The organism is Bradyrhizobium sp. 521_C7_N1_3, from assembly GCF_052075975.1.
Lineage (GTDB): Bacteria > Pseudomonadota > Alphaproteobacteria > Rhizobiales > Xanthobacteraceae > Bradyrhizobium > Bradyrhizobium japonicum.
In genome coordinates, this window is sequence record NZ_CP197232.1 from 803,440 (window position 1) to 824,917 (window position 21,478).

A 21,478-nucleotide genomic window follows, 5' to 3' on the forward strand; every position below is an offset into this window, starting at 1 on the left:
GAAATGGATTCCGGGCTCGCGACTTCGTCGCTCCCCGGAATGACGGAGCAAAACAACAACAAGGGAGGCGTCCCATGAACGACATGGTCCTGCAAAAGCTCGAAGGCGGGCTACTCACCATCACGATGAACCGCCCGGAGCGGAAGAACGCGCTCAACCCCGACATGGTCGCAGGATTAGTCGAAGCCGCGCGGCGCGCGGCCGACGATCCCGAAGTGCGCGCGGTGCTGTTCAAGGGCGCAGGCGGCTCGTTCTGCGTCGGCGGCGACGTCAAGTCGATGGCGGCAGGCCGCGCGCCGCTGCCGTTCGAAGTGAAAATGGCGAACCTGCGCCGCGGCATGGAGGTCTCGCGCATCCTGCACCAGATGCCGAAGCCCGTGGTGGCGCAGCTCGACGGCGCGGCAGCCGGCGCCGGCCTTTCGATGGCGCTGTCCTGCGACCTGCGCATCGCGAGCGAATCCTGCAAGATCACGACCGCCTTCGCCAAGGTCGGCTTCTCCGGCGATTATGGCGGCACCTATTTCCTGACGCAGCTGCTCGGCAGCGCGCGGGCGCGCGAGCTCTATCTGATGTCGCCGGTGCTGACGGCGAAGGAGGCGCATGCGATCGGGATGGTGACGAAGGTGGTGCCCGACGCCGAGATCGATGCCGCCGCACACGAGCTCGCGCTGTCGCTGGCGCAGGGCCCATCGATCGCGCTCGGCTTCATCAAGCGCAACATCAACAACGCTGAGCATCTGGCGCTGGAAGATTGCTTCGACGGCGAGGCGATCCATCACACCCGTTGCAGCGACACCGAGGATCACAAGGAAGCCGCGAAGGCCTTCGTCGAAAAGCGCAAGCCGACCTTCAAGGGCGCATGACGATGGCGCCCTATGTGCGGCTCCGGCAGATCTGCCTCGTCGCGCCGCAGCTCGCGCCTGTGGCCTCCGACATCGCCGGGATCATGGGCCTCGACGTCTGCTACCGCGATGGCAATGTCGCCAAATACGGCCTGGAGAACGCGCTGCTCCCGGTCGACACGATCCTGCTGGAGGTTGTCGCGCCGTTCAAGGGCGGCACCACCGCCGGCCGCTTCATCGAGAAGACCGGCGGCCGCGGCGGCTATATGGCGATCTTCTGCTGCAACGATCCGGACGAACGCGGCCGCAACGCTAATGCGATGGGCGTGCGCACCGCCAACGTGATCGACCACGCGCCCTATCACGGCGTGCAGCTCCACCCCCGCGACTGCCGCGCCGCCTTCATCGAGTTCAACCATACCAAAGGCAGCGACGATATTCTGGGGCCGTACCCGCCCGCGGGGCCGGACTGGCAAAAGTTCATCCGCAAGGACGTGACGCAGGCGCTGACGGGCGTGGAGATGCAGAGCCCGGATCCTCAGGGGCTCGCGGAACATTGGGGGAAGATCATCGGGGTCGCGCCGAGTGGCGGTGCCGAATTGAAACTGCCCAATGCCACCTTCCGCTTCGTGAAGGGCGCCAGCGAGATCATGAGCGCGCTGGAGTTTCAGGTGGCTGATCCGGCGAGCGTGTTGCACGCCGCAAAGGCGAAGGGACTTGCGGTTGCGGGCAACGAGTTCTTGCTCGGTGGGGTGACGTTTCGGCTCGCTGCTTGAGCGGTTGCCTCACACACCGCTGTCGTCCCGGACAAGCGCAGCGCAGATCCGGGACCCATAGCCACAGGGAGTGGTTTGGCGAAGACTCGTGGTGGCCAGCCGCGCGCAGCAACTTCTCCCTGGGGTAATGGGTCCCTGCTTTCGCAGGGACGACAGGAGAGGTTGCCGCGGCTATTCGGCATGCAGGACAGTCGTTACCTTCCCTTGAAATTCGCCGTGCGGCGCTCTTCCGTGGCCTTGACGCCTTCCTTGAAGTCTTCCGTTGCCCGCAAGCGCGTCTGCTCGGCGAGCTCGTGATTGGTCGCGGCCATCACGCGATCGGCGAGGTTGGCGCGCATCGTGGCGCGGGTGGAGAGAAGGCCGAGCGGGGAGCATTCGGCGATTTCGGCAGCGAGCTTCATCGCGCCTGCCTTCACCTGGTCCTGCGGCACCAGCTCGTTGGCGAGGCCCCACTTGACGGCTTCTTCGCCGGTGACGCGGCGGCTGGTGTAGAACATCAGCTCGGCGTTGTTCTTGCCGATCAGCTCGGGCAGCGTCACGGTCAGGCCGAAGCCGGGGTGGAAACCGAGCTTCGTGAAGTTGGCGGAGAAGCGCGCTTCCGGGCAGGTGACGCGGAAGTCGGCCGACACTGCAAGACCGAGCCCGCCGCCGATGGCCGCGCCCTGCACGGCCGCGACGATCGGCTTCTTGGCGCGGAAGATGCGCACGGCCTGGATGTAGAGATGGTTGATCGGGCCGAGGTTGTCGGCCGGGTCGCCCTTCTTCTCGGCCTCGCGCGCTTCCTGCGCCTGCCGCGCCGGATCGCCAAAATTGGCGCCGGCGCAGAATGCCTTGCCTTGTGCCGACAGCACGGATGCGCGGATCTCGATGTCGCGATCGAACTCGTCGAGTGCATCCGCGATCTGGTTGATCAGCGAGATGTCGAAGAAGTTCAGCGGCGGACGGCGGATCTCGATGGTGCCGACGTGGCCAACTTTTTCGACGCCGATATCTTTGTAGGTGCTCATGACGATCCTCGATTGAATTAGCGCAAACCCAGTCCGCGCGCGATGATGCCGCGCAGCACCTCGGTGGTGCCGCCCTGGATGGTGAGTTTCGGTGCGGTCTTGATGGCGAAGTCGAGTTGCCGCTCCAGCGTCTCGCGGTTGGTCGCGGTCTCCTCGACGAAGGCGGCGAGATCGCGCACGCGATGCGGAAGCTGCTGCTCCCAGACCGTGCCGATGTCCTTGACGATGGACGCTTCCACCACCGGCTCCTTGCCGGCCTGCAGCATGCCCGCAACCGACACCGACATGCGCCGCATGGTGTGGAGCTGCGCCACGAGCCGGCCGATGCCCTCGGCGCTGCGGGTGTCCGGGTTGGGGCCGACCGCACGCACCAGCTCGGTCAGCACGTAATAGGTCTCCAGAAAACGCTCGGGGCCGGAACGCTCATAGGCGAGCTCGCTCGTCGCCTGCTTCCAGGCGCCGTCGACTTCGCCGAGCACGTGATCATCGGGCACGAAGAAGTCGGTGAAGACGACCTCGTTGAACTCGTACTGGCCGGTGATCTGGCCGATCGGGTTCACCTGGATGCCCGGCTGCTTCATCTTGACCAGAAACTGGGTCAGGCCGTGACGGCGGTTTTCCTTGGTCGGCTGCGAGGTCCGGAAGATCGCGATCATGTAGTCGGCGATGTGCGCCGACGAGGTCCAGATCTTGGTCCCATTGATGAGATAGCCGCCGTCGGTCTTGGTCGCGCGCGTCTTCGCCGCGAACAGGTCGGAGCCGGAGTTCGGCTCGCTCATGCCGATGGCAAAGCAGATCTCGCCGCGGCAGATGCGCGGCAGGATATCCATCTTGATATGCTCGGGCGCGTATTTGATCAGCACCGGCCCGCTCTGGCGGTCGGCGACGAAGAAACGCCGCGTCGGCGCGTTGGCGACGCGCATTTCCTCGGTCACCACGTAGCGCTCGAGGAAGGAGCGCTCCTGGCCGCCATATTTCTTCGGCCAGGTCATGCCCAACCAGCCCTTGGCGCCGACCCGGCGGGAAAATTCCGGCGCGTCGGTGTCCTCGCGGTTGGGTTTGTGCGGATCGAAGGTGCCGGCCGCGATTTCCTCGGCGAGGAAGGCGCGCACTTCCTTGCGCAATTGCTCGCACTTCTCGGGCAGGCGGATCGGATCGAAACGGAGGGCAGCGGTCATTATTGTCTGGTCCCCTGATCAGCGCGAAGCCACGAGCGGCCACAATTCGTCGGCGCCGCGGTTTGCCACCAGCTTGCCGAGCTCGACGGCCCAGTGGCTCTCCGAGCCGAAATCGTCGCGCCAGGCCAGCGCCCGCAGCGAAAAGCGGTGCAGGATGTGCTCGCTGGTGAAGCCGATGGCGCCGTGCACCTGATGCGCGATGGCGCCGCCTTTCTCCGCGGCCTCCGCGCAGCGGATCTTTGCCGAGGCTGCTTCGAGGTAGACCTCGTCGTCGAATGATTTTGCGTTCGCGATGGCATCGGCCGCCGACGTCGCGGCCGCAAGCGCGGCGGCGGATTCGCCGGCGAGCCGGGCGAGATTGTGCTGCACGGCCTGAAACTTCGAGATCTTCTTCTCGAACGCGACGCGCTCATTGGAATAGCGCACCGAGATGTCGAGCATCGCTTCCAGCGCGCCCGCGATCTGAAGGCTGCGCGCGACGCCGCCCATCAGCATGAGCGTGGTCTGGTCAAGGCCCTTCGCGGGCTTGACGGTGACGGGCTGAACCTTGTCGAGCGTCACGGTATCGCTGTGATCGTAGCCGACGTTGAGTCCGGATTCGATCCGGCCCTTGCTCGCATCGACCAACGCAATCGAGATCCCATCCTTGCCGTGCGCCAGCACCGCAAAGTGCTTCGCCGCCTTGGCAAAGGGCACGCCGCGAGCGCGGCCGGAGAGCGTGCCGTCGGCGGCGAGCGTGATGCGATCCTTCGGGCTCGCCGGCAGCACCGTCATCTCACCTTCCGGTGAAGCGATTTTCGCCTGCGCAAGCAGCCAGCCCGCCAGCATGGTCTCGGCCAGGGGAACCGCGACCGCGAAGCGGCCGGCGGCGTTCAGCAGCGCAAAACCGTCGGCAAGGCTGGCGCCGGAGCCGCCGAGATCGTCAGGCACCCAGGACAAGGGCAAGCCGGCTTCGCTCAGCGCCCGCCACAGCGGCGCCTGCCACGAACCCTTCTTGTCGTTGTTGATGGTCTGCGGATCGGCGAGATCGGCGAAGATTTTCTCCGCGGTCTCGACGACGATATTGTCACTCTCCGCCACAGCGTTCCCCGTGTTTTGCCATTGGCGCGGTCCGTCCGGTCGGCGCGGCGCGCGGTCTCTTCTTGCGCCCGATGATCCGAAAAAGCCATGGCCCTGACAAGCGTTGACCGCAGGCCCATCTGCGGCTCCGGCATGGGCGCAAGAGCTGCTATGGACTAATTCCGCTTAGCGGAGTTTGCTCGATTTGCAGGGCGCGGCAAACTCGCTAAACAGGGCCAGCTGCTCAAGGCTTGCATTCAATCAAGGGGAAGGAAATCCGGATGGCAAAAGACGGCTTGTGCGCAATCGTGACGGGGTCCGCATCCGGACTTGGTGCAGCGACTGCGGAAATTCTCGCGCGGAGCGGGGCGCGGCTCGTCATCAACTATTCCTCGAGCCAGAAGGAAGCCGAGGCCACCGCCGAACTCTGCCGCAAGGCGGGGGCGGCGGAAGTGCTGGTCGCTCAGGGCGACGTCTCGCGCGACGAGGATTGCCGCAAGATCGTCGCGGCAGCCAGCGGTTGGGGCCGGCTCGACGTGCTCGTCAACAATGCCGGCATCACCAAGCATGTCGCGCATGCCGATCTCGATGGATTGTCGGCTGAAGATTTCCAGCGCTTGTACGGCGTCAACACGATCGGCCCGTTCCAGATGGTGCGCGCGGCACGCAGCCTGCTCGAGGCCGGCGCGAAGGCTTCGGAGCGGCCGTCCGCCGTGGTCAACGTGTCCTCGGTCGCGGGCATCAGCGGCGTCGGCTCGTCGATCGCCTATGCCGCGAGCAAGGGCGCGCTCAACACGATGACGTTGTCGCTGTCCCGTGCACTGGCGCCGCTGATCCGCGTCAACACGGTGTGTCCCGGCTATATCGATACGCCCTGGTTCACCAAAGGCCGCGGCGAGGCCGGCGCCAAGCAGGTGCGCGACAGCGTGGTGGCGAAGGTACCGCTGAAGGTCGCGTCATCCGCCAATGACATCGCGCAGCTCGTCTGCTTCCTGGCGACGCCGGCGTCGAGCAACATGACCGGCGAGGTCGTGCGCATGGATGCGGGGATGCATTTGATTACTTGATTGGCACCGCGCTCCGCGCGTCACACGCAGAGGTCGTCCCGCGAACGCGGGGACCCATAGCCACAGGGAGTAGTTTGGCGAAGACTCGGAGTTGCCGGTCTTCGTCAAACTACTCCCTGTGATTAGGGCGGCGCGCTTGTCCGGGACGACGAGGGGCCTACCCTTTTATCACGCCGCTCGCGACCAGCCGGTGCCAGATGAACAGCACCACCACCGCGCCGATCGTGGCCATGATGAAGCCGGCGCCCTGGTCTGGGCTGTAGTGCCCGATCGCCTGTCCGATGAAGGTGGCGAGAAACGCACCCGCAATGCCCAGGATGGTGGTGAGGATGAAGCCGCTCGGGTTGTTCGGTCCCGGCGCCAGCCAGCGCGCGATAAGGCCGGCGACGAAGCCGACGACGATGATCCACAACAGGCCGCCCATGCTCATGTCTGTGCTCCCCTTCCCGAGAACGCGTAGATCAAGGTTCGATTAAAGTCTGCCCGAGAGCTCGTTCTCGGTCGGCAGCCGTCCATCCGGCGTCAGGTGATCAATCACCTGCGGCAGATATTGACTGAGGCCGGAGAGCAGCTCGTCGCGCGACAGGCCGCTCTGGGCGGACAGGCTTTGGATCTGGTCGGCGCCGAGGGCGCTGGCGAGATCGCCGGGCGCGATCGCCTTGTTCTCGCCCTTGCCGACCCAGGAATTCGCGGCCTCGCCGTGGCCGCCCTGCTGAAGCTGGTTGAGGAGATCGCCGAGACCGCCGCTCAGCACGGTGCCGGCGGCGCCGCCCGCGAGCAGGCCGCCGAGGCCGCCCTTGAGCAGGTCGCTGAGACCGCCGCTGCCACCAGGGCCGCCGGGAACAGCGCTGCTGCCCGTATTGACAGGCGTCGGGGGCGGCAGCGGCGAGCGCTGCTGCGGCGCCGGCGCCGCGTCGGGCTGGCCTGCCGTCAGATGCTTGAAGGCCTTCCAGGCGATCAGGCCGAGCAGCGCCATGGTCATTGGCGACATGCCGCCGGAGGATTGCTCAGAGCTGGGCGTGCTCGGGCCGCGGGGGCCGTTCTGCATGCCGTTGAGGACGTCGAGTAGACCCATGGTGCTCTCCTTCGTTCTCGTCGGCGAGTTCTCGCCGGTGACAGCCCCCCGGGGCAAAAACATATGAGGCTCTCATGACGGTTACAAGGCGAATGCACCGCAACCAATGGGCAGTCGACGTTGCCTCTGCTATCGAGGGCGGGTCATTCAAGGGAGCAAGGTCAGGTGGTTGCGGATCGACCGATCGTGGTGGCCGGCGCGGGCGCCATCGGCTGTTTCGTCGGAGGCCTGCTGGCGGCCGGAGGGCACCGCGTCGCGCTGCTGGTGCGGCCGCGGGTCAAAACCGAGATCGAGCGGTTCGGCCTGCGGCTGACCGATTTCGACGGCTCCGAGCAGAAGCTCGGTGCGGGCCAGCTCGCGCTGTCGGAGGATCCCGCGATCTTCCACAACGCCGGCATCGTGCTGGTCACGGTGAAGAGCGCCGACACCGCCGATGTCGCGGACCAGATTGCCCGGCACGCGCCGCAGGACGCCGTCATCGTCTCCCTGCAAAACGGCGTCGGCAATGTCGCGGTTCTGCGCGAGCGGCTCGGCGGCCGGCGCGTGCTCGCCGGCATGGTGCCGTTCAACGTGATCGCGATGGGCGAGGGACGCTTCCACCGCTCGACGTCCGGCGACATCCATGTCGGCGAGGATGAGGCGAATACGGCCGCAGCGCTGTCCGTGCCCGGCCTCACCGTGCGCGCAAGCCGTGACATCACCGGCGTGCAATGGGGCAAGCTGATCATCAATTTGAACAATGCGCTCAGCGCGCTGTCCGACATGCCGCTTGCCGCGCAACTGGCGAACCGCGACTGGCGAAGACTGTTCGCCGACCAGATGGCCGAAGGCGTGACTGCGATGAACGCCGCCGGCATCGCGCCGGTCTCGGCGACGCCGATCCCGCTGAGGTGGACGCCGACCCTGCTGAGGCTGCCCGATGCGATCTTCAATGCGATCCTGGGACGCACGATGAAGATCGATCCCGAGGCGCGTTCCTCGATGTGGCAGGACCTGAAGCAGGGCCGCAGGACCGAGATCGACTATCTCCAGGGCGCAGTCATAGCACTCGCCGAGCAGAACAATGTCGACGTGCCGCTGATGCGCCGCATTGTTGCGCTGATCAAGCAGGCCGAGGCGGCAGGCAATGGTCCGCCGCGACTGACGCCGCAGCAGATCCGCGGAGCGGCCTGAGTGCGAGCCGGGCGGCGGGAGGAGCAACGATGAGGCGTTGTCTGATGATTGGGCTCGCGCTGGCCGCGCTCTGCGCCGCGTCGACGCTCGCCTACGCAAGGCCGCCAATGGTGGTGAGTTCGCCCGGTTATGACAGGCGGTTGCAGGAGAGCAGGTCGCAGTTGGGCAATTCGCCGACGACAACGGCGCCGGGGAGTCAATCGGTACCCGCACCCAAGCGCGTCAAGAAGAAGCATCCGAACTGAGGATGGGGGCACGAATATCCATCCAACTCGTCATTGCGAGCGCAGCGAAGCAATCCAGAATCCCTCCGCGGAAAGACTCTGGATTGCTTCGCTACGCTCGCAATGACGGCTGAAGCCGTGGCTCAGCCCTTCTTCGCCGGCTTGCTTGGCGCCGGGGTGAACAGCTTCTTCAGATCGCTCAAGCTTTCCGATAGCCGCGGCCATTCGCAGGAGAACGAGCCCTTGGTGCAGGGCGCGCCCTTCGGTCGCGGGCTGACGGACTGCTGCACCTTCGGCCGCTCGACCGGGACAGGCACGCGCGCGACCGGGGCGGGCACGCGCTCGACCTCGGTTCGCAGTGCGACCTGCTGCTGCCGCGCTTGCTGTTCCTGTTGCTCGCGCTGCTCGCGTTGCTGGCGCGCGGCGGCTTGGGCCGCTTCATTGCTGCGGCGCTGATTGGCAAGGTAGGCGGTGTAGGATTCGTCGATCCTCTTCTGCTCCTCCGGCGTCGGGTTGGGACCTGCGATGTCGAAGGTGCGGTCCTGGAGAAAATCGTAGTAGGAATAGCCGCCGCCTGGCTTGCGGCGGCCGGCGAACTTGGCGTTGCAATCGGCAAGCGCAGCCGTCTTCTCGGTCTTGTTCGCGGCCTTCTCGGCGGCGTCGGCGCATTCCTCGAAATCGACGGGCGCGCGCTTCCACCATTGGGCGTGGGCATGCAACGGCGTCAGCAGAAGAAATCCTGCTGCGGCAACGACAAGCGCCGCACGACGCGATGCAACTACGTCCGACATTCTACGAGAGCATTCCTTGCAAAACTCAACCCGAACTGAGTCGGGTCCGATTTTTGCCCCTTTATCGCCGGCTTGTCACCCGTGGAACTCGGGAATTTCATGGCTGGAATGCTGACATTTTTTGCTTGACGTGGCGCGAGAGTCACAGCCTCGCGGCACATGATCGGCTTAGACTTTATTGGTTTGAATTCGAAGGGGAATATCCGTCATGAGAGCGTTGGCCCGTCTCGCCGCAATCACATTGGCGTTCATTTCCAGCCATGCGTTCGCAGCGGACGAGGAAGCACCCAACCGCAAGCCGGTGAGGGCGATCGCCGACGCGCGGCTCTCGGTCGGCGGCCAGGGAATGCTGCCGCTCTATCTCTCCAGCGACTGGTCGCTGCCGCTGCCGGCGATCTCGCGCGCGATCATCGTGCTGCACGGACGCCTGCGCAATGCCGACGAATATTACATGTCGGCCCATACTGCGCAGGTTGCGGCGGGCGACGACGGCAAGAGCGCGCTGATGATCGTCCCGCAGTTTCTGGCGGAGATCGATATCGACGCGCACAAGCTGCCCGCGGATACGCTGCGCTGGTCACTGGAGGGATGGGAGGGTGGCGACGCCGCGCTGGCGCCGAATCCGGTATCATCCTTCGATGCGCTCGATGCGATCCTCGTAAAACTCTCGGACCGGCGCATCTTCCCGAATCTGAAGCAGGTCGTCGTCGCCGGCCATTCCGGCGGTGGCCAGGTCGCGCAACGCTATGCCATCGCCGGCAAAGGCGAGGCGGCGCTGTCGCGCCAGCATATCGATGTCCGCTACGTCGTCGCCAATCCCTCCTCCTACGCTTATTTCAGCAACACGCGGCCCGTGCCGGCGATCGCCGCATCGTGCCCGGGCTACAACAACTGGAAATACGGCATGGACGGGCGTCCGTCCTATCTTGCGAACGCAACGCCGGTAGCGCTGGAGCAGCGCTATGTCGAGCGCGAGGTGATCTATCTGCTCGGCACGCTCGACACCAATCCGAAGCATTCCGCGCTGGACAAGAGCTGCATGGCCGAGGCGCAAGGTCCCACGCGCTACGCCCGCGGCCACGCTTATGCGGATGCGATGGCCAAGCGCGAACGCGGCACGCCCAATCACCGGGTCTGGGACGTCGCCGGCGTCGGCCACGACGGCGACAAGATGCTGACCTCGAAATGCGGTCTCGCGGCGCTGTTCGATATTCCGGGCTGCGGGGCGGAGCGCTGATGCGCACGTCTTGAAGGCAGATGCGTTGAAGCCAGATACCTTGAAGCCAGATACCTTGAAGGCAGACGTCTTGAAGCGTTGGCTCCGGCTGTTACACTCCGTCTCGCGACGCCTCATCCTGAGACGACGCCAAGAAGACGAAGTGGAAACACCTGATGCTGCTGCCCCTGTCCGACGTGCCTCGCTGGTACGCTCAACGCAAACCGCAAGGCACGATCGCCGTCCGTCATGGGCAGGATACGCTGACATGGGACGATCTCGAACGCGGCGCCAATCGGCGCGCGCGAGCGTTCATGGCCAAGGGCGTCAAGCCCGGCGACTTTGTCGCAATCGGCTTGCCTAACGGCAACGCGTTCTTCGAGACCTCGTTTGCGGTATGGAAGTGCGGAGCGACGCCGACGTCGCTGTCGTGGCGGCTGCCGCGCGGCGAAGCCGCTGCGGTTCTTGACATCCTGAAGCCTGCGCTGGTGGTCGGCGGCGAGGCCGACTGGAACGCGCCGAACCGCCTGCCGGCGGATTTCGTGCCGGAAGGTTTTTCGGACGAGCCGCTCGATCCGCCGGTGGCCCGCTACTGGAAAGCCATGACCAGCGGCGGCTCGACCGGCCGGCCAAAGGTGATCCTCGATCATCAGCCGGCGGTGACCGATACGGTCGCCGCGCCGCCGCTCAACATCCCGTTCGGCGTCTCGCTGCTCAATCCCGGTCCGCTCTATCACAACGCGCCGTTCATCGTGTCGCACTACGCGCTGTTCACCGGCGGCCAGCTCACCGGCCTCGTCAAGTTCGACGCCGAGGAGACGCTGCGCCAGATCGCGCGCGAGCGCGTGCAATGGGTCAATTTCGTGCCGACCATGATGCACCGGATCTGGGCGTTGCCGGAGAGCGTGCGCAACTCTTACGACGTATCGAGCCTCCAGACCGTGTTCCACATGGCCGCTCCGATGCCGCCCTGGCTGAAGGAGAACTGGATCGCCTGGCTCGGGCCCGAGCGGGTCTGGGAGCTCTATGGCGGCACCGAGCGGCAGGGCTCCTGCATCATATCAGGCACGGAATGGCTGACCCACAAGGGGTCGGTCGGCAAGATCGGCGAGATGGCGCGCTTGCGCATCGTCGGCGAGGACGGCAACGACGTCGCGCCCGGCGAGACCGGAGAGATCTATTTCCTCAACAATGACGGCGAGGACGCCACCTATCACTATCTCGGCGCCGCGCCGAAGCGCCGCGCGGACGGCTGGGAGTCGCTCGGCGATATCGGCCGGCTGGACGCGGAAGGCTATCTCTATCTCGGCGACCGTCTCGCCGACATGGTACTGCGCGGCGGCGCCAACATCTATCCGGCCGAGGTCGAGGCCGCGGTCTCCGAATGCCCCGGCGTGCGGTCCTGCGTTGTGGTGGGATTGCCCGATCCGGAATTGGGCCAGCGCGTACACGCCATCATCGAACCGGAGCCGGACGCGGACGGCCAGGCCATCGCCGACGGCATGGCGGACTTCTTGAAAGACCGGCTCAGCCGCTACAAGCACCCCGAGAGCTTCGAGATCGTCAGCGCGCCGCCGCGCGATGATTCCGGAAAAGTTCGCCGCACCCTGTTGCGCGACGAGCGCGCGGCGTGGATGAAGGAAGGGCGCGCCTTCCGGATTCGGCCGGCGAAGGCGCGGGCGCACGCCGAATAAGAAGAATGCAGAAGGATTGAGACATGACGATCACCATCGCAGCGAACAGCGTGCCGAAGCCGCCGGCCGAGATCATCGAGGGGTTTCGCGGCGCGCCGACTTCGGTCATTTCAGACAATCTCGCCCGGTTGCCCGGCGCGGTCGGGCTGAAACCCTATCATCGCGGCGGCAGGCTGGTCGGGACGGCCTTCACCGTGCGCACCCGTCCCGGCGACAATCTCGCCATCCACCGCGCACTTGAACTGGTCGGTCCCGGCGACGTTATCGTGGTCGACGGCGGTGGCGACGAGACCCGCGCACTGGTCGGCGAGATCATGAAGAACATCGCGCAGTGGCGCAAAGCCGAAGGCTATGTCATCGACGGTGCGATCCGCGACGTCGCGGCGTTCGCCGCCGACGACTTTCCCTGCTACGCCCGCGCGGTGATCCATCGCGGCCCCTACAAGAACGGCCCCGGCGAGGTCAACGTGCCCGTGACGATCGGCGGCAGCGTGATCTCGCCCGGCGACATCGTCGTCGGCGATGAGGACGGCGTGGTGTCGTTCCCCGCCGCCGGCGCCGCGGCGCTGCTGGAAGCCGTCCGCGCCCAGGTCGCGCGCGAGGAGGAGACCATGAAAGCGATCCGCGAGGGCCGCTACCAGGGCTCCTACGGCAAATCCTGATCAGATCAGAATGAAGGGGAGGGCAGCGTGAGCCAGAAGGACGAATTTCACAACATCGACGATCCCAGCGACGGGCTGTTTCGCGAACTCGCGGCGGGTGTGACCACGCGCATCTTCTCCGGCGAGCAGGCGATGCTGTCGGTGGTGACGCTGGCCCCGCACGCGCAAGGCACGTTGCATCATCATCCCGAGGAGCAATGGGGCGTGCTGCTCGACGGCTCCGCCATCCGCGTCCAGGGTGATGAGGAAATTCCGGTGAAAAAGGGCGATTTCTGGCGCACGCCCGGCAATGTGCCGCACACGATGCGCGCCGGCCCCGATGGGGCCCGCGTGCTGGACATTTTCAGTCCACCGCGGCCAGAATACAAAAAAGCGGGGTCGGGCTTCGGTACGACCTAAGCGCCAAAGAGCAAAAAGCCAGGCGCAAAACCAAAGGGGAGGGGACCATGACGATCACACGACGCATGCTGCTGGCAGCGCCCGCCATTCTCGCAATCGCGCCAGCGGTGGCGCAGGCCGGCAAGATTACGCTGGTCGTGCCGTTTCCGCCGGGCGGCTCGACCGACGCGATGGCGCGGCTGTTGCAAGCCAATCTGCAGACAAAGCTCAACCGCATCGTCGTGGTCGAGAACAAGTCGGGCGCCGCCGGCGCGCTCGGCGCGGCGCAGGTCGCCAAGAGCCCGCCGGACGGCGCGACGTTCCTGGTCACCTTCGATTCCCACGCGGTGATCCCGTCCATCCTCGACAAGCCGCCGGTCGATGTCGAGCGCGAGCTGATGCCGGTGCTGCTGGTGGGCACCGCGCCCTACGTGATCGCTGCCGGCGCCGGCCGTCCCTACAAGAGCTTTGCCGACGTGGTCGCTGCCTGCAAGGCGACGCCCGGCGCGGTGAAATATGCCTCCGTCGGCATCGGCACGCTCGGCCATCTCGCCATGACCGTGCTCGGCACCAAGGCCGGCGTCGAGATCATGCACGTGCCCTATCGCGGCGGCGGCCCGGCGATGAACGACGTGCTCGGCGGCCATGTCGATCTGATCGCGGGATCGGCGGCGCTGGTCTCGGCCCAGCTCGGCACCAACATGCTGCGGCCGATCCTGCAACTCGGCCGCGAGCGCCTGCCGGCGTTGCCGGATACGCCGACCGCGATCGAGGCGGGCTTTCCGGACTTCGAGACGCTCGCCTGGTGGGGCATCTTTGCGCCGTCGGGCACGCCGCCGGATGTCGTCGCGGCCATGGCGACGGCGTCCAGGGAGATCCTGAGCGAGCCCGCGACCGCCGCCCAGCTCAAGGAGACCCAGCAGATGACGCTGCTGCTCCAGGACGGGGCCGCCTTCAAGACCTTCTTCGACAAGCAGGTCGCCTATTGGGGCAAGGTGGTGAAGGACAACAATATCAAGGCATGAGAGGCCTCTTCCCGGGACTGCCATCCCGGGTCCAGTGCTCGCGCGGGATTGAGCGTCAGAGCATCTTGCCGACGATCTTTGTCATATCTGCCGCCGAAAACGCGCGCAGCGTTTCGGTACGGACATTGCCGAGTGCGCTGAGGCTAAGGCTGAGCGACATCGCGGCAGCCTCATCTGGAGCCTCGAGCACGGTTACAACGTCATATCGGCCCTGCGTCCAGACGATTTCTTTCACGGACACTCCGAACGTTTTGGCCATCTCCTTGAAGGCTTCGGCCCGCTTCGGCGAGTCCTTGACGTTTCGGACTCCCTGATCAGTGAAGTTTCCCAGCACGACATAGGTTACCATGGTCGTCCTCCCTAGTTAGAACTTGAGGGAAACCGTGCCGAGTTTGCCACGGCGGCTGAGACAGCGCTACTTGTGCGTTGGAACGTCAGCAGATGCGACTTATTCGGTCAGGACAACGGCCGCGCGAAGCTGAGCTCATGGCCGTCGGGGTCGGTGAGATGGAAGTAGCGCTCACCCCATTCCGCATCGCGCGGCGTGGTCGACGGCTGCCATCCGGCGGCGCGTGCGCGCTCGTAGATCCCGTCGACATCGGCGACGTAGAAGATGATGCGGCCCCACCAGGACCAGCGCTTGTCGTCCGGCTGCGCCGTCAGGTTGAGATAGCCGGTGCCGGCGCGAAAGCTCGTGAACGCGGCGGTTTCGCCGCCATACAGGAGCTCGAACCCCAGCGACCGGTAGAAGTGCACGGAGCGCCCCATGTCATGCGTGCCGAGCGTGATGGCGCTGATGCTTTCGATCATGTGATCTGCTCCGCCGAGAGGGACCTGGACGCGATTGTATAGCCGCCTTGTTCAGGTTGACGATGGTCTGGCCCGCCTGACGGCTGGCGAACCGCATTTTGCTCTGCTATGACGGGATCGAACCCGTACCAACGGGTTCCGCGGTCCCGTAGCTCAGCCGGATAGAGCGGCGGTTTCCTAAACCGTAGGTCGCATGTTCGAGTCATGCCGGGATCGCCAACTTTTTCGATGACTTAGCTTTATGCCGTCTGGGGCGGAGCGTGTTGGTTTCGTAACGCCACGCATCATGAGCTGATTGATCAGCAGCCTCCCAAAGACATTCGTCACAACCATATTGCTCTGGGGAGACTGGCAACCGCAACGCGCCGGCAATTCGGGCCGTGCGTCGTCAGCGATCTCAGGGATTCCCAAGGCACAGGCGAGCACGGCTCGAAGACATCACCACATCGAGCTATGGGCAGGGGTGTCGCTTGCCATCGTAACCGAGATACGTTCCCGAAGCCGGGTCGTACGAGCGATATTTTTGTTCGCAATAGGACGAGCCATCAGCAGAGTCGTCGTAATCGCCGTAGTAGCCGTTGTCGTAGCCGCCATAGTAAGGCCAGCCCGAATAGGCGCCCAGCGCGAATGCGCCGCCAAGGCCAAGACCCCCGCCGTAAGCCCATGCGTGGCGGTAGCGATGCCGGAACCCGGCATGATGGAATTGACCGCCATGGAAGCCGCCAGCGGCCCGGAAATGACCGGCTCCGCCGTGGAAGCCTCCGCCGCCTCCAAAGTGCCCACCACCGTGAAATCCGCCGCCTCCGAAATGTCCGCCACCGCCCCCATGTCCACCGCCCCCATGTCCGCCGCCGCGCGCAGAGGCGGCCGCTCCCGGCGCCAAGGTTGCGCAAAGAGCGATCACGCCAAGCAATTTCAGTCGTTCCATCGTTTTTCTCCAGCTACATGATGTCGGCCACGTCTCGACCTTTGCCGGACACTCATTGGCCCGAGACCTGCCGACGACTCCATGTTTGCCGGATGCGCGCTCGCCGTCTTTTCAATAGGCCGCGGATGTTTCAGCTTCGCACGTGCAGCCGGAATCCGACCGAACAGGCCGCTGATATTGTTGACCTGAGAGCGGTTTCGTAAAACATGGGTTGAAAGTTCGAGTCGTCCCGGGATCGCCATTTTGTCATGGGCAGTCGTCGCAGTTTGCCACGCTCGTCGGCGCAAAAATTGCTAGAAGCGAAAGACGTCCTTCCTGGCCTTGCCGACGTGCCGGCCACGCCTCGCTACCCCATCCGGAGACAACAATGCCTTTCGACTTGATCCTGCGCGGCGGCCGTGTGGTCGACCCGTCCCAGAAGCTCGATGCCGTGACCGACGTCGCCTTTGCCGGCGGCAAGGTCGCCGCCGTCGGGACCGGGCTCAAGGCCGATCCCGGCACCGATGTGCGCGACGTCTCGCGCTATATCGTGACGCCGGGGCTGATCGATCTGCACACCCATGTCTATTGGGGCGGCACCTCGCTCGGCATCGATGCCGAGGAATTCTGCCGCCTCTCCGGCGTCACCACGGCGGTCGACACCGGCAGCGCCGGTCCCGGCAACTTCGCGGGCTTCCGCAAGCATGTGATCGAGCCGAGCCAGGTCCGCATCCTCGCCTATCTGCACGTCTCGCATGCCGGCATCTTCGGCTTCTCGCACCGGATCATGGTCGGCGAGAGCGAGGAGTTGCGGCTGATGAATCCGATCGAGGCGGCCAAGGTGGCCGATGCCAACCGCGACCTCATCGTCGGCATCAAGGTGCGCGTCGGGCTGCACTCCTCGGGCACGTCGGGGATCGTGCCGCTCGACATCGCGCTCGAGGTCGCGAACGAGGTCGGCATGCCGCTGATGGCGCATATCGACCATCCGCCGCCGAGCTACGAGGAGGTGCTGGGCCGCCTGCGTCCGGGCGACGTGCTGACCCATGCGTTCCGCCCCTTCCCCAATACGCCGGCGACCGCGCAAGGCACGGTGAAGAAGGCGGTGCTGGACGCGCGCGAGCGCGGCGTGCTGTTCGATATCGGCCACGGCAAGGGCTCGTTCGCCTTCAAGACCGCGCGCGCGATGCTCGCCAACGGCTTCTATCCCGACACCATCTCGTCCGACATCCATCAGCTCTGCATCGACGGCCCGGCCTTCGACCAGGTCACGACCATGTCGAAGTTCCTGTGCATGGGCATGGAGCTGTCGGACGTCGTCGCCGCCTCGACGGTGAACGCGGCGATGGCGCTGCGGCGTCCCGAGCTTGGCAGCCTCAAGCCCGGCAGCGTCGGCGACGCCACGCTTGCTACGGTCAGGCGGGGCCAGTTCGACTATGAGGACGTCGTCGGCGAGCACCTGATCGGCGATCGCAAGATCGTCTCCGAAGGGGTCGTTATCGGCGGCCGCTGGTGGCATCCGAATTAGGTGGAGCGCAAGGCGTCGCGGAGTTTCGCCTCTCCCCGCCTGCGGGGAGAGGCTGGAATTTGCGAGAGCGAATTCCGGGTGAGGGGGACTCTCCGCGCGTCTAACTCTCACCGTGTTTGCGGAGGCAGCCCCTAACCCCAACCCTCTCCGCGAAGGTGCGGACCTTCATCGACTTCGTCGCCGCCGACAAGCGGATGAGGTGACCGGCGACCGCGCGATCAAGCCGCGCAGCTCAGTCGCGCCCCGCCTCCATGATCGCCTTGGCCAGCCGCGCCGGATCGGAAAAGCACAGTTCGTGGCTTCCCGGCACCTGCACCAGACGAAACAGGCCGAGCTTCTCCGAGAGCCGCGGATGCCAGGGATGGCTGTGCGGCATCGCGATGTCCTCGGTGCAGTTGATGTAGGATTTTGCCAGCGGCATCTCCGCCGGATTGGTCTTGAGCGCGATCTTGTCGGTGAAAGTCGCGAACGGATGTGGGTTGAGCACGTCATAGGCGCGCTGCGCGGTCTCGAGATCGGCATCGTTGATGAAGACTTCGCGCCAGATGGGGAAGGGCAACACCACAGAGCTGTCGCCGCGTTCGGCCGCGATGGCTTCGAACAGCCCGATAAAGTGCGGCGGCACCATGTCGTTGAGGCATTCGCCGTTGTTCGGCACGAAGGCATTCCAATAGACCAGGCGGCGAATGCGTTCGGGCGCGAGGTCGGCAACGCCGGTGATGATCATGCCGCCATAGGAATGGCCGAGCAGGACGATGTCCTTCAGATTGTTTTCGGCGAGATAGTCGGCGATCGACTGGATCGCTTCCTTCAGCCCGGTCGTCTTGGCATCGCCGGGGCGATTGCCCTTGATTGTCGGCGTATAGACCTTGTGGCCGGCGGCGCGGATCGGGGCCGCGACGGGTTCGAACTCGGCACCGGTGTGCCAGGCGCCATGGACGAGAACGTAGGTCGACATGTTGTAGCTGCTCCCGAGGGTGTGGTTAGATCGGCATGACGTGGGTCCTTTGCGGCGCTCGCGAGGCGCGGCGGACAATTCTTGTTGTGCGAAGTGTGAACCGGCCGGCCATTTTCCGCTTGGCTGGCGCTGAACCGGATTGGTCTCGGAGCGAACTGATGGAGCAGGTCACAAGCCGGCCGCGGCACGTCATCTGGAACACCGCGGTGACCCCGCCGGACGAGCAGTTTTCCTATTACCGCGAGGCGATCTGCCAGGCATTCATGAACCTGACGCCGGAATCGGCGACGACGTCGCGCTTCCCGGCCAAGGTCGAGGCCATCAAGATCGGCACCGGCGCCATCAATCGCGTGGTCTTTCCCGAGCATACCGTGCATCGCTCGCGCGCCGATATCGCGGCGTCGACCGAGAGTTGCTTCTATCTCAACTTCAAGCTGGCCGGCCGCTGCCGCATGCTCCAGGGCGACAGCGAGGTCAGCCTGTCCCGCGGCCAGGTCGGCATCGTCGACAGCGACCGCGAGGTGACGCTGCTGCACGATCGCGGTCCGATGCTGGAGGTCGCTTCGTTCTGGGTGCCATCGCGCGCCTTACGCGACCGGCTGCCGCCGTCGTTCGATTTCAGGGCCGAGCGCGTCTCCGACGATCCCCATGTCGGTCACCTCATCGTCGAGACCGCACGATCGCTGAATGCCGGCGCATTGCGGATGGCGGAAGAAGACAGCATTCGGCTGTTCGACGTGCTGCTCGATCTCGTTGCGCTCAGCCTGTCGCGCCGCTCGCGGGCGCAGACGGCGGAGGCGGCCGGCTTTGCTGATGCGACCGCCCTCGCGCTCCGTCGTGCGGTGCATGAGCGGATGCGCGAACCTGGGTTGACGGTGGCGAATGTCGCGCGCGCGATCGGCATCAGCGAGCGCTACGTGCACAAGCTGTTCGAGCGCGCGGGCACCACATTCTCGGACTACGTGATGGATCGCAGATTAGACGGCGCGGCACGGGACCTGAGCGATCCTGCGAAAGTGGGCCAGGCAATTGGCTCAATCGCCTTCGACTGGGGCTTCTCGGATCTCTCCCACTTCGCGCGGCGCTTCAAGCAGCGCTTCGGCTGCCGCCCACGCGATTGGCGTGCGCGTTGAACAGAGCTACAGCGTCTTGGTTTATAAAGATCTGGCGATCAACAGCTTCATGATCTCGTTGGTGCCGCCATAGATCTTCTGGATGCGGGAATCGATGAAGATGCGCGAGATCGGATATTCCTGCATGTAGCCGTAGCCGCCGAACAGCTGGAGGCATTCGTCGGCGGTCTGGACCTGCTTGTCCGAGCACCAGTATTTCGCCATCGAGGCCGTGACGGTGTCGAGGTCCTTGGCGACGAGGCGCTCGATGCACCAGTCGACGAAGACGCGCGCGATCATCGCTTCGGTCTTGCGCTCGGCGAGCGTGAAGGCGGTGTTCTGGAAATCCATCAGCGGCTTGCCGAACGCCTTCCGCTCCTTGGTGTATTCGGTGGTGAGCCTGACCGCGCGCTCCATCGAGGCGACCGCGCCAACCGCAAGGGCAAGGCGCTCCTGCGGCAATTGCTGCATCAGCTGCACAAAGCCCTGGCCCTCCTCCTTGCCGAGCAGGTTTTCCGGCGGCACCGTGACATTGTCGAAGAACAGTTCCGACGTGTCGGAGGCGTGCAGGCCGATCTTGTCGAGGTTGCGCCCGCGCTTGTAGCCGTCCGCGCCCGCGGTCTCAACCACGATCAGCGAAATGCCTTTGGCGCCGGCTTCGCCCGTGCGTGCCACGACGACGACGAGATCGGCGGCCTGGCCGTTGGTAATAAAAGTCTTCTGGCCGTTGATGACGTAGGAATTGCCCTGCTTCTTCGCGGTGGTCTTAACGGCCTGCAGGTCCGAGCCGGTGCCGGGCTCGGTCATGGCGATGGCGCCGACCATCTCACCGGAAGCCATCTTCGGCAGCCAGCGCTTCCTCTGCTCCTCCGAGCCGTAGTTGAGGATGTAGTGCGCGACGATGGCGCTGTGCACGGAGACGCCGGTGGTCAGCTCCGGCACCGTGCTTTCGAGGTCGTCCAGCACGGCGGCGTCATAGGCGAAGGTGGCGCCCAGGCCGCCATATTCCTCCGGCACGCTCGCCAGCAGCGCGCCCATCTCGCCGAGCCCGCGCCAGGCGAAGCGGTCGACCATCTTCTGCTCGCGCCATTTCTCGGCATGCGGCGCCAGATCCTTGGCCAGATATTTCCGGAACTGATCGCGGAAGATTTCGAGCTCTTCGGTCATCCAGGAGGAGCGGTAGGACATGGTCACCTCGGTCAATGCGGCTTTCCGACTTGGTAGGCTGGTCGGCGGCGGCGATTATTGTGTTTTCAGGCTACGCCGGTGAGGCTACCAAGGCAGCCGGAAAACGCGTCTGTCGGGATGGCTGATTGTGGCGACCAAAACTCAAGAGCTCAAGCTCGACATCGAGCGCATCGGCCCGGTCTCGGCGATCCTGACGCAGCCGGCCAATGCACGCGCCTGCTACGTCCTGGCGCACGGCGCCGGCGCAGGGATGCGGCATGCATCGATGGACAAGATTGCGGAGGGGCTCGCGGATCGTGGCATCGCGACGTTCCGCTTCAATTTTCCCTACATGGAAAACAAGCAGGGCCGTCCTGACCAGCCGGCGGTCGCCCACGCCACTATCCGCGCGGCAGTCGAGGACGCAAGCCGGCTCTGCCCCGGCTTGAAGCTCGTTGCCGGCGGAAAGTCGTTTGGCGGGCGCATGACCTCGCAGGCGCAGTCCAAGGCGCCGCTGCCTGACGTCAAAGGGCTCGCCTTCCTCGGCTTTCCCCTGCACGCCGACAAGAAGCCGTCGACGGAGCGCGCCGAGCACCTGGTCCATGTCGAGATCCCGATGCTGTTCCTGCAAGGCACGCGCGACGGGCTTGCCGATCTCGGCCTCCTCAAGCCCGTGATCGATGGGCTTGGCCCGAGGGCGACACTGCACGAGGTCGCCGGCGGCGATCACTCCTTCGCGGTGCTGAAGAAGTCCGGCCGAACCAACGAAGAGGCGCTTACCGAGGTGCTCGATACACTCGCGGCCTGGATCGATGAGCTCGCCTAAGGC

Annotated in this window: 24 protein-coding genes and 1 tRNA gene; 14 read left to right on the plus strand and 11 right to left on the minus strand. The window is 65.1% G+C overall.

The window, feature by feature from the left end:
• Positions 1-74 precede the first annotated feature (74 nt).
• Both AB7008_RS03715 and AB7008_RS03720 read left to right on the plus strand, forming a co-directional pair.
• On the plus strand, positions 75-863 hold the full coding sequence (locus tag AB7008_RS03715) for an enoyl-CoA hydratase (RefSeq protein WP_038943861.1): 789 nt from the start codon (positions 75-77) through the stop codon (positions 861-863).
• 2 nt (positions 864-865) lie between these two features.
• Positions 866-1,618: a hypothetical protein gene (locus tag AB7008_RS03720; protein WP_304494313.1), complete on the plus strand. Its 753-nt coding sequence runs from the start codon at positions 866-868 to the stop codon at positions 1,616-1,618.
• Between the two features lie 194 nt (positions 1,619-1,812).
• Here AB7008_RS03720 and AB7008_RS03725 read toward each other — a convergent pair whose 3' ends face one another.
• From AB7008_RS03725 to AB7008_RS03735, 3 genes are read right to left on the minus strand one after another with little or no spacing between them, the layout of a single operon-like run.
• Positions 1,813-2,625, minus strand: coding sequence for an enoyl-CoA hydratase/isomerase family protein (locus AB7008_RS03725; RefSeq protein WP_014490358.1), 813 nt, complete (start codon positions 2,623-2,625; stop codon positions 1,813-1,815).
• A gap of 17 nt (positions 2,626-2,642) precedes the next feature.
• Positions 2,643-3,803 (minus strand): acyl-CoA dehydrogenase family protein, encoded by a 1,161-nt coding sequence (locus tag AB7008_RS03730; RefSeq protein ID WP_008133127.1) that lies wholly within the window; start codon positions 3,801-3,803, stop codon positions 2,643-2,645.
• 18 nt (positions 3,804-3,821) lie between these two features.
• Positions 3,822-4,883, minus strand: coding sequence for an acyl-CoA dehydrogenase family protein (locus tag AB7008_RS03735; protein WP_304492492.1), 1,062 nt, complete (start codon positions 4,881-4,883; stop codon positions 3,822-3,824).
• Positions 4,884-5,143: 260 nt separating this feature from the next.
• On the opposite strand from AB7008_RS03735, the gene AB7008_RS03740 reads away from it, so the two are divergent.
• Positions 5,144-5,929, plus strand: a complete 786-nt coding sequence (locus tag AB7008_RS03740) for an SDR family NAD(P)-dependent oxidoreductase (protein WP_038934418.1) — start codon at positions 5,144-5,146, stop codon at positions 5,927-5,929.
• Between the two features lie 157 nt (positions 5,930-6,086).
• Here the strand turns inward: AB7008_RS03740 and AB7008_RS03745 are convergent, their stop codons facing one another.
• Both AB7008_RS03745 and AB7008_RS03750 read right to left on the minus strand, forming a co-directional pair.
• Positions 6,087-6,359 carry a GlsB/YeaQ/YmgE family stress response membrane protein gene (locus AB7008_RS03745; RefSeq protein ID WP_196236584.1) on the minus strand — a complete coding sequence of 91 codons (273 nt, stop codon included), beginning with the start codon at positions 6,357-6,359 and terminating at the stop codon, positions 6,087-6,089.
• A gap of 42 nt (positions 6,360-6,401) precedes the next feature.
• Complete coding sequence (locus tag AB7008_RS03750) at positions 6,402-7,004, minus strand: YidB family protein (RefSeq protein WP_248881157.1); 603 nt, start codon at positions 7,002-7,004, stop codon at positions 6,402-6,404.
• 165 nt (positions 7,005-7,169) lie between these two features.
• Between AB7008_RS03750 and AB7008_RS03755 the strand changes: the two genes are divergently transcribed.
• Positions 7,170-8,177: a 2-dehydropantoate 2-reductase gene (locus tag AB7008_RS03755; protein ID WP_304492493.1), complete on the plus strand. Its 1,008-nt coding sequence runs from the start codon at positions 7,170-7,172 to the stop codon at positions 8,175-8,177.
• A gap of 29 nt (positions 8,178-8,206) precedes the next feature.
• Entirely contained in the window at positions 8,207-8,422 is a 216-nt protein-coding gene (locus AB7008_RS03760; RefSeq protein ID WP_304492494.1) for a hypothetical protein, read from the plus strand.
• Between the two features lie 122 nt (positions 8,423-8,544).
• Here AB7008_RS03760 and AB7008_RS03765 read toward each other — a convergent pair whose 3' ends face one another.
• Positions 8,545-9,192 (minus strand): hypothetical protein, encoded by a 648-nt coding sequence (locus tag AB7008_RS03765; protein ID WP_014490350.1) that lies wholly within the window; start codon positions 9,190-9,192, stop codon positions 8,545-8,547.
• A 208-nt stretch (positions 9,193-9,400) separates the two neighbouring features.
• Between AB7008_RS03765 and AB7008_RS03770 the strand changes: the two genes are divergently transcribed.
• From AB7008_RS03770 to AB7008_RS03790, 5 genes are all read left to right on the plus strand, one after another.
• Positions 9,401-10,429 (plus strand): alpha/beta hydrolase, encoded by a 1,029-nt coding sequence (locus tag AB7008_RS03770; protein WP_304492495.1) that lies wholly within the window; start codon positions 9,401-9,403, stop codon positions 10,427-10,429.
• A 155-nt stretch (positions 10,430-10,584) separates the two neighbouring features.
• Positions 10,585-12,102, plus strand: a complete 1,518-nt coding sequence (locus tag AB7008_RS03775; protein ID WP_304492496.1) for an AMP-binding protein — start codon at positions 10,585-10,587, stop codon at positions 12,100-12,102.
• 23 nt (positions 12,103-12,125) lie between these two features.
• Positions 12,126-12,764: an RraA family protein gene (locus AB7008_RS03780; protein WP_441258449.1), complete on the plus strand. Its 639-nt coding sequence runs from the start codon at positions 12,126-12,128 to the stop codon at positions 12,762-12,764.
• Positions 12,765-12,791: 27 nt separating this feature from the next.
• Positions 12,792-13,163, plus strand: a complete 372-nt coding sequence (locus AB7008_RS03785; RefSeq protein WP_028159929.1) for a dimethylsulfonioproprionate lyase family protein — start codon at positions 12,792-12,794, stop codon at positions 13,161-13,163.
• A gap of 47 nt (positions 13,164-13,210) precedes the next feature.
• The gene (locus tag AB7008_RS03790) at positions 13,211-14,167 is read left to right on the plus strand and encodes a tripartite tricarboxylate transporter substrate-binding protein (protein WP_304492497.1); all 957 of its coding nucleotides are present in this window, start codon (positions 13,211-13,213) and stop codon (positions 14,165-14,167) included.
• Between the two features lie 55 nt (positions 14,168-14,222).
• Here AB7008_RS03790 and AB7008_RS03795 read toward each other — a convergent pair whose 3' ends face one another.
• Together AB7008_RS03795 and AB7008_RS03800 are read right to left on the minus strand one after the other, a co-directional pair.
• Positions 14,223-14,516 (minus strand): GYD domain-containing protein, encoded by a 294-nt coding sequence (locus tag AB7008_RS03795; RefSeq protein ID WP_028159931.1) that lies wholly within the window; start codon positions 14,514-14,516, stop codon positions 14,223-14,225.
• A gap of 107 nt (positions 14,517-14,623) precedes the next feature.
• Positions 14,624-14,977 carry a VOC family protein gene (locus tag AB7008_RS03800; RefSeq protein ID WP_028159932.1) on the minus strand — a complete coding sequence of 118 codons (354 nt, stop codon included), beginning with the start codon at positions 14,975-14,977 and terminating at the stop codon, positions 14,624-14,626.
• Between the two features lie 142 nt (positions 14,978-15,119).
• Between AB7008_RS03800 and AB7008_RS03805 the strand changes: the two genes are divergently transcribed.
• A tRNA-Arg gene (locus AB7008_RS03805) sits at positions 15,120-15,196 on the plus strand.
• A 232-nt stretch (positions 15,197-15,428) separates the two neighbouring features.
• On the opposite strand, the gene AB7008_RS03810 is transcribed toward AB7008_RS03805, so the two are convergent.
• A complete protein-coding gene (locus AB7008_RS03810) occupies positions 15,429-15,905 on the minus strand; it encodes a BA14K family protein (protein WP_304492498.1) in 477 nt (158 codons plus the stop codon).
• A 367-nt stretch (positions 15,906-16,272) separates the two neighbouring features.
• Here AB7008_RS03810 and AB7008_RS03815 point away from each other — a divergent pair, with 367 nt between their 5' ends.
• Complete coding sequence (locus tag AB7008_RS03815; RefSeq protein WP_304492499.1) at positions 16,273-17,412, plus strand: amidohydrolase/deacetylase family metallohydrolase; 1,140 nt, start codon at positions 16,273-16,275, stop codon at positions 17,410-17,412.
• Positions 17,413-17,644: 232 nt separating this feature from the next.
• On the opposite strand, the gene AB7008_RS03820 is transcribed toward AB7008_RS03815, so the two are convergent.
• Positions 17,645-18,370, minus strand: coding sequence for an alpha/beta fold hydrolase (locus tag AB7008_RS03820; protein WP_028159935.1), 726 nt, complete (start codon positions 18,368-18,370; stop codon positions 17,645-17,647).
• Positions 18,371-18,528: 158 nt separating this feature from the next.
• Between AB7008_RS03820 and AB7008_RS03825 the strand changes: the two genes are divergently transcribed.
• Positions 18,529-19,503: a helix-turn-helix domain-containing protein gene (locus AB7008_RS03825; RefSeq protein ID WP_028159936.1), complete on the plus strand. Its 975-nt coding sequence runs from the start codon at positions 18,529-18,531 to the stop codon at positions 19,501-19,503.
• 21 nt (positions 19,504-19,524) lie between these two features.
• Here AB7008_RS03825 and AB7008_RS03830 read toward each other — a convergent pair whose 3' ends face one another.
• Positions 19,525-20,670, minus strand: coding sequence for an acyl-CoA dehydrogenase family protein (locus AB7008_RS03830; protein WP_248883537.1), 1,146 nt, complete (start codon positions 20,668-20,670; stop codon positions 19,525-19,527).
• A 127-nt stretch (positions 20,671-20,797) separates the two neighbouring features.
• On the opposite strand from AB7008_RS03830, the gene AB7008_RS03835 reads away from it, so the two are divergent.
• Positions 20,798-21,475, plus strand: coding sequence for an alpha/beta hydrolase family protein (locus AB7008_RS03835; protein ID WP_264621794.1), 678 nt, complete (start codon positions 20,798-20,800; stop codon positions 21,473-21,475).
• Positions 21,476-21,478: the final 3 nt, after the last annotated feature.

What these genes read in the sequence shown, in the direction of transcription:
- AB7008_RS03790 (WP_304492497.1), top strand. Translation starts at nt 13,211, where the DNA reads ATGACGATCACACGACGCATGCTGCTGGCAGCGCCCGCCATTCTCGCA.
- AB7008_RS03750 (WP_248881157.1), bottom strand. Translation starts at nt 7,004, where the DNA reads ATGGGTCTACTCGACGTCCTCAACGGCATGCAGAACGGCCCCCGCGGC.
- AB7008_RS03780 (WP_441258449.1), top strand. Translation starts at nt 12,126, where the DNA reads ATGACGATCACCATCGCAGCGAACAGCGTGCCGAAGCCGCCGGCCGAG.
- AB7008_RS03745 (WP_196236584.1), bottom strand. Translation starts at nt 6,359, where the DNA reads ATGAGCATGGGCGGCCTGTTGTGGATCATCGTCGTCGGCTTCGTCGCC.
- AB7008_RS03825 (WP_028159936.1), top strand. Translation starts at nt 18,529, where the DNA reads ATGGAGCAGGTCACAAGCCGGCCGCGGCACGTCATCTGGAACACCGCG.
- AB7008_RS03765 (WP_014490350.1), bottom strand. Translation starts at nt 9,192, where the DNA reads ATGTCGGACGTAGTTGCATCGCGTCGTGCGGCGCTTGTCGTTGCCGCA.
- AB7008_RS03720 (WP_304494313.1), top strand. Translation starts at nt 866, where the DNA reads ATGGCGCCCTATGTGCGGCTCCGGCAGATCTGCCTCGTCGCGCCGCAG.
- AB7008_RS03740 (WP_038934418.1), top strand. Translation starts at nt 5,144, where the DNA reads ATGGCAAAAGACGGCTTGTGCGCAATCGTGACGGGGTCCGCATCCGGA.
- AB7008_RS03800 (WP_028159932.1), bottom strand. Translation starts at nt 14,977, where the DNA reads ATGATCGAAAGCATCAGCGCCATCACGCTCGGCACGCATGACATGGGG.
- AB7008_RS03730 (WP_008133127.1), bottom strand. Translation starts at nt 3,803, where the DNA reads ATGACCGCTGCCCTCCGTTTCGATCCGATCCGCCTGCCCGAGAAGTGC.
- AB7008_RS03770 (WP_304492495.1), top strand. Translation starts at nt 9,401, where the DNA reads ATGAGAGCGTTGGCCCGTCTCGCCGCAATCACATTGGCGTTCATTTCC.
- AB7008_RS03810 (WP_304492498.1), bottom strand. Translation starts at nt 15,905, where the DNA reads ATGGAACGACTGAAATTGCTTGGCGTGATCGCTCTTTGCGCAACCTTG.
- AB7008_RS03795 (WP_028159931.1), bottom strand. Translation starts at nt 14,516, where the DNA reads ATGGTAACCTATGTCGTGCTGGGAAACTTCACTGATCAGGGAGTCCGA.
- AB7008_RS03830 (WP_248883537.1), bottom strand. Translation starts at nt 20,670, where the DNA reads ATGTCCTACCGCTCCTCCTGGATGACCGAAGAGCTCGAAATCTTCCGC.
- AB7008_RS03775 (WP_304492496.1), top strand. Translation starts at nt 10,585, where the DNA reads ATGCTGCTGCCCCTGTCCGACGTGCCTCGCTGGTACGCTCAACGCAAA.
- AB7008_RS03725 (WP_014490358.1), bottom strand. Translation starts at nt 2,625, where the DNA reads ATGAGCACCTACAAAGATATCGGCGTCGAAAAAGTTGGCCACGTCGGC.
- AB7008_RS03715 (WP_038943861.1), top strand. Translation starts at nt 75, where the DNA reads ATGAACGACATGGTCCTGCAAAAGCTCGAAGGCGGGCTACTCACCATC.
- AB7008_RS03815 (WP_304492499.1), top strand. Translation starts at nt 16,273, where the DNA reads ATGCCTTTCGACTTGATCCTGCGCGGCGGCCGTGTGGTCGACCCGTCC.
- AB7008_RS03760 (WP_304492494.1), top strand. Translation starts at nt 8,207, where the DNA reads ATGAGGCGTTGTCTGATGATTGGGCTCGCGCTGGCCGCGCTCTGCGCC.
- AB7008_RS03820 (WP_028159935.1), bottom strand. Translation starts at nt 18,370, where the DNA reads ATGTCGACCTACGTTCTCGTCCATGGCGCCTGGCACACCGGTGCCGAG.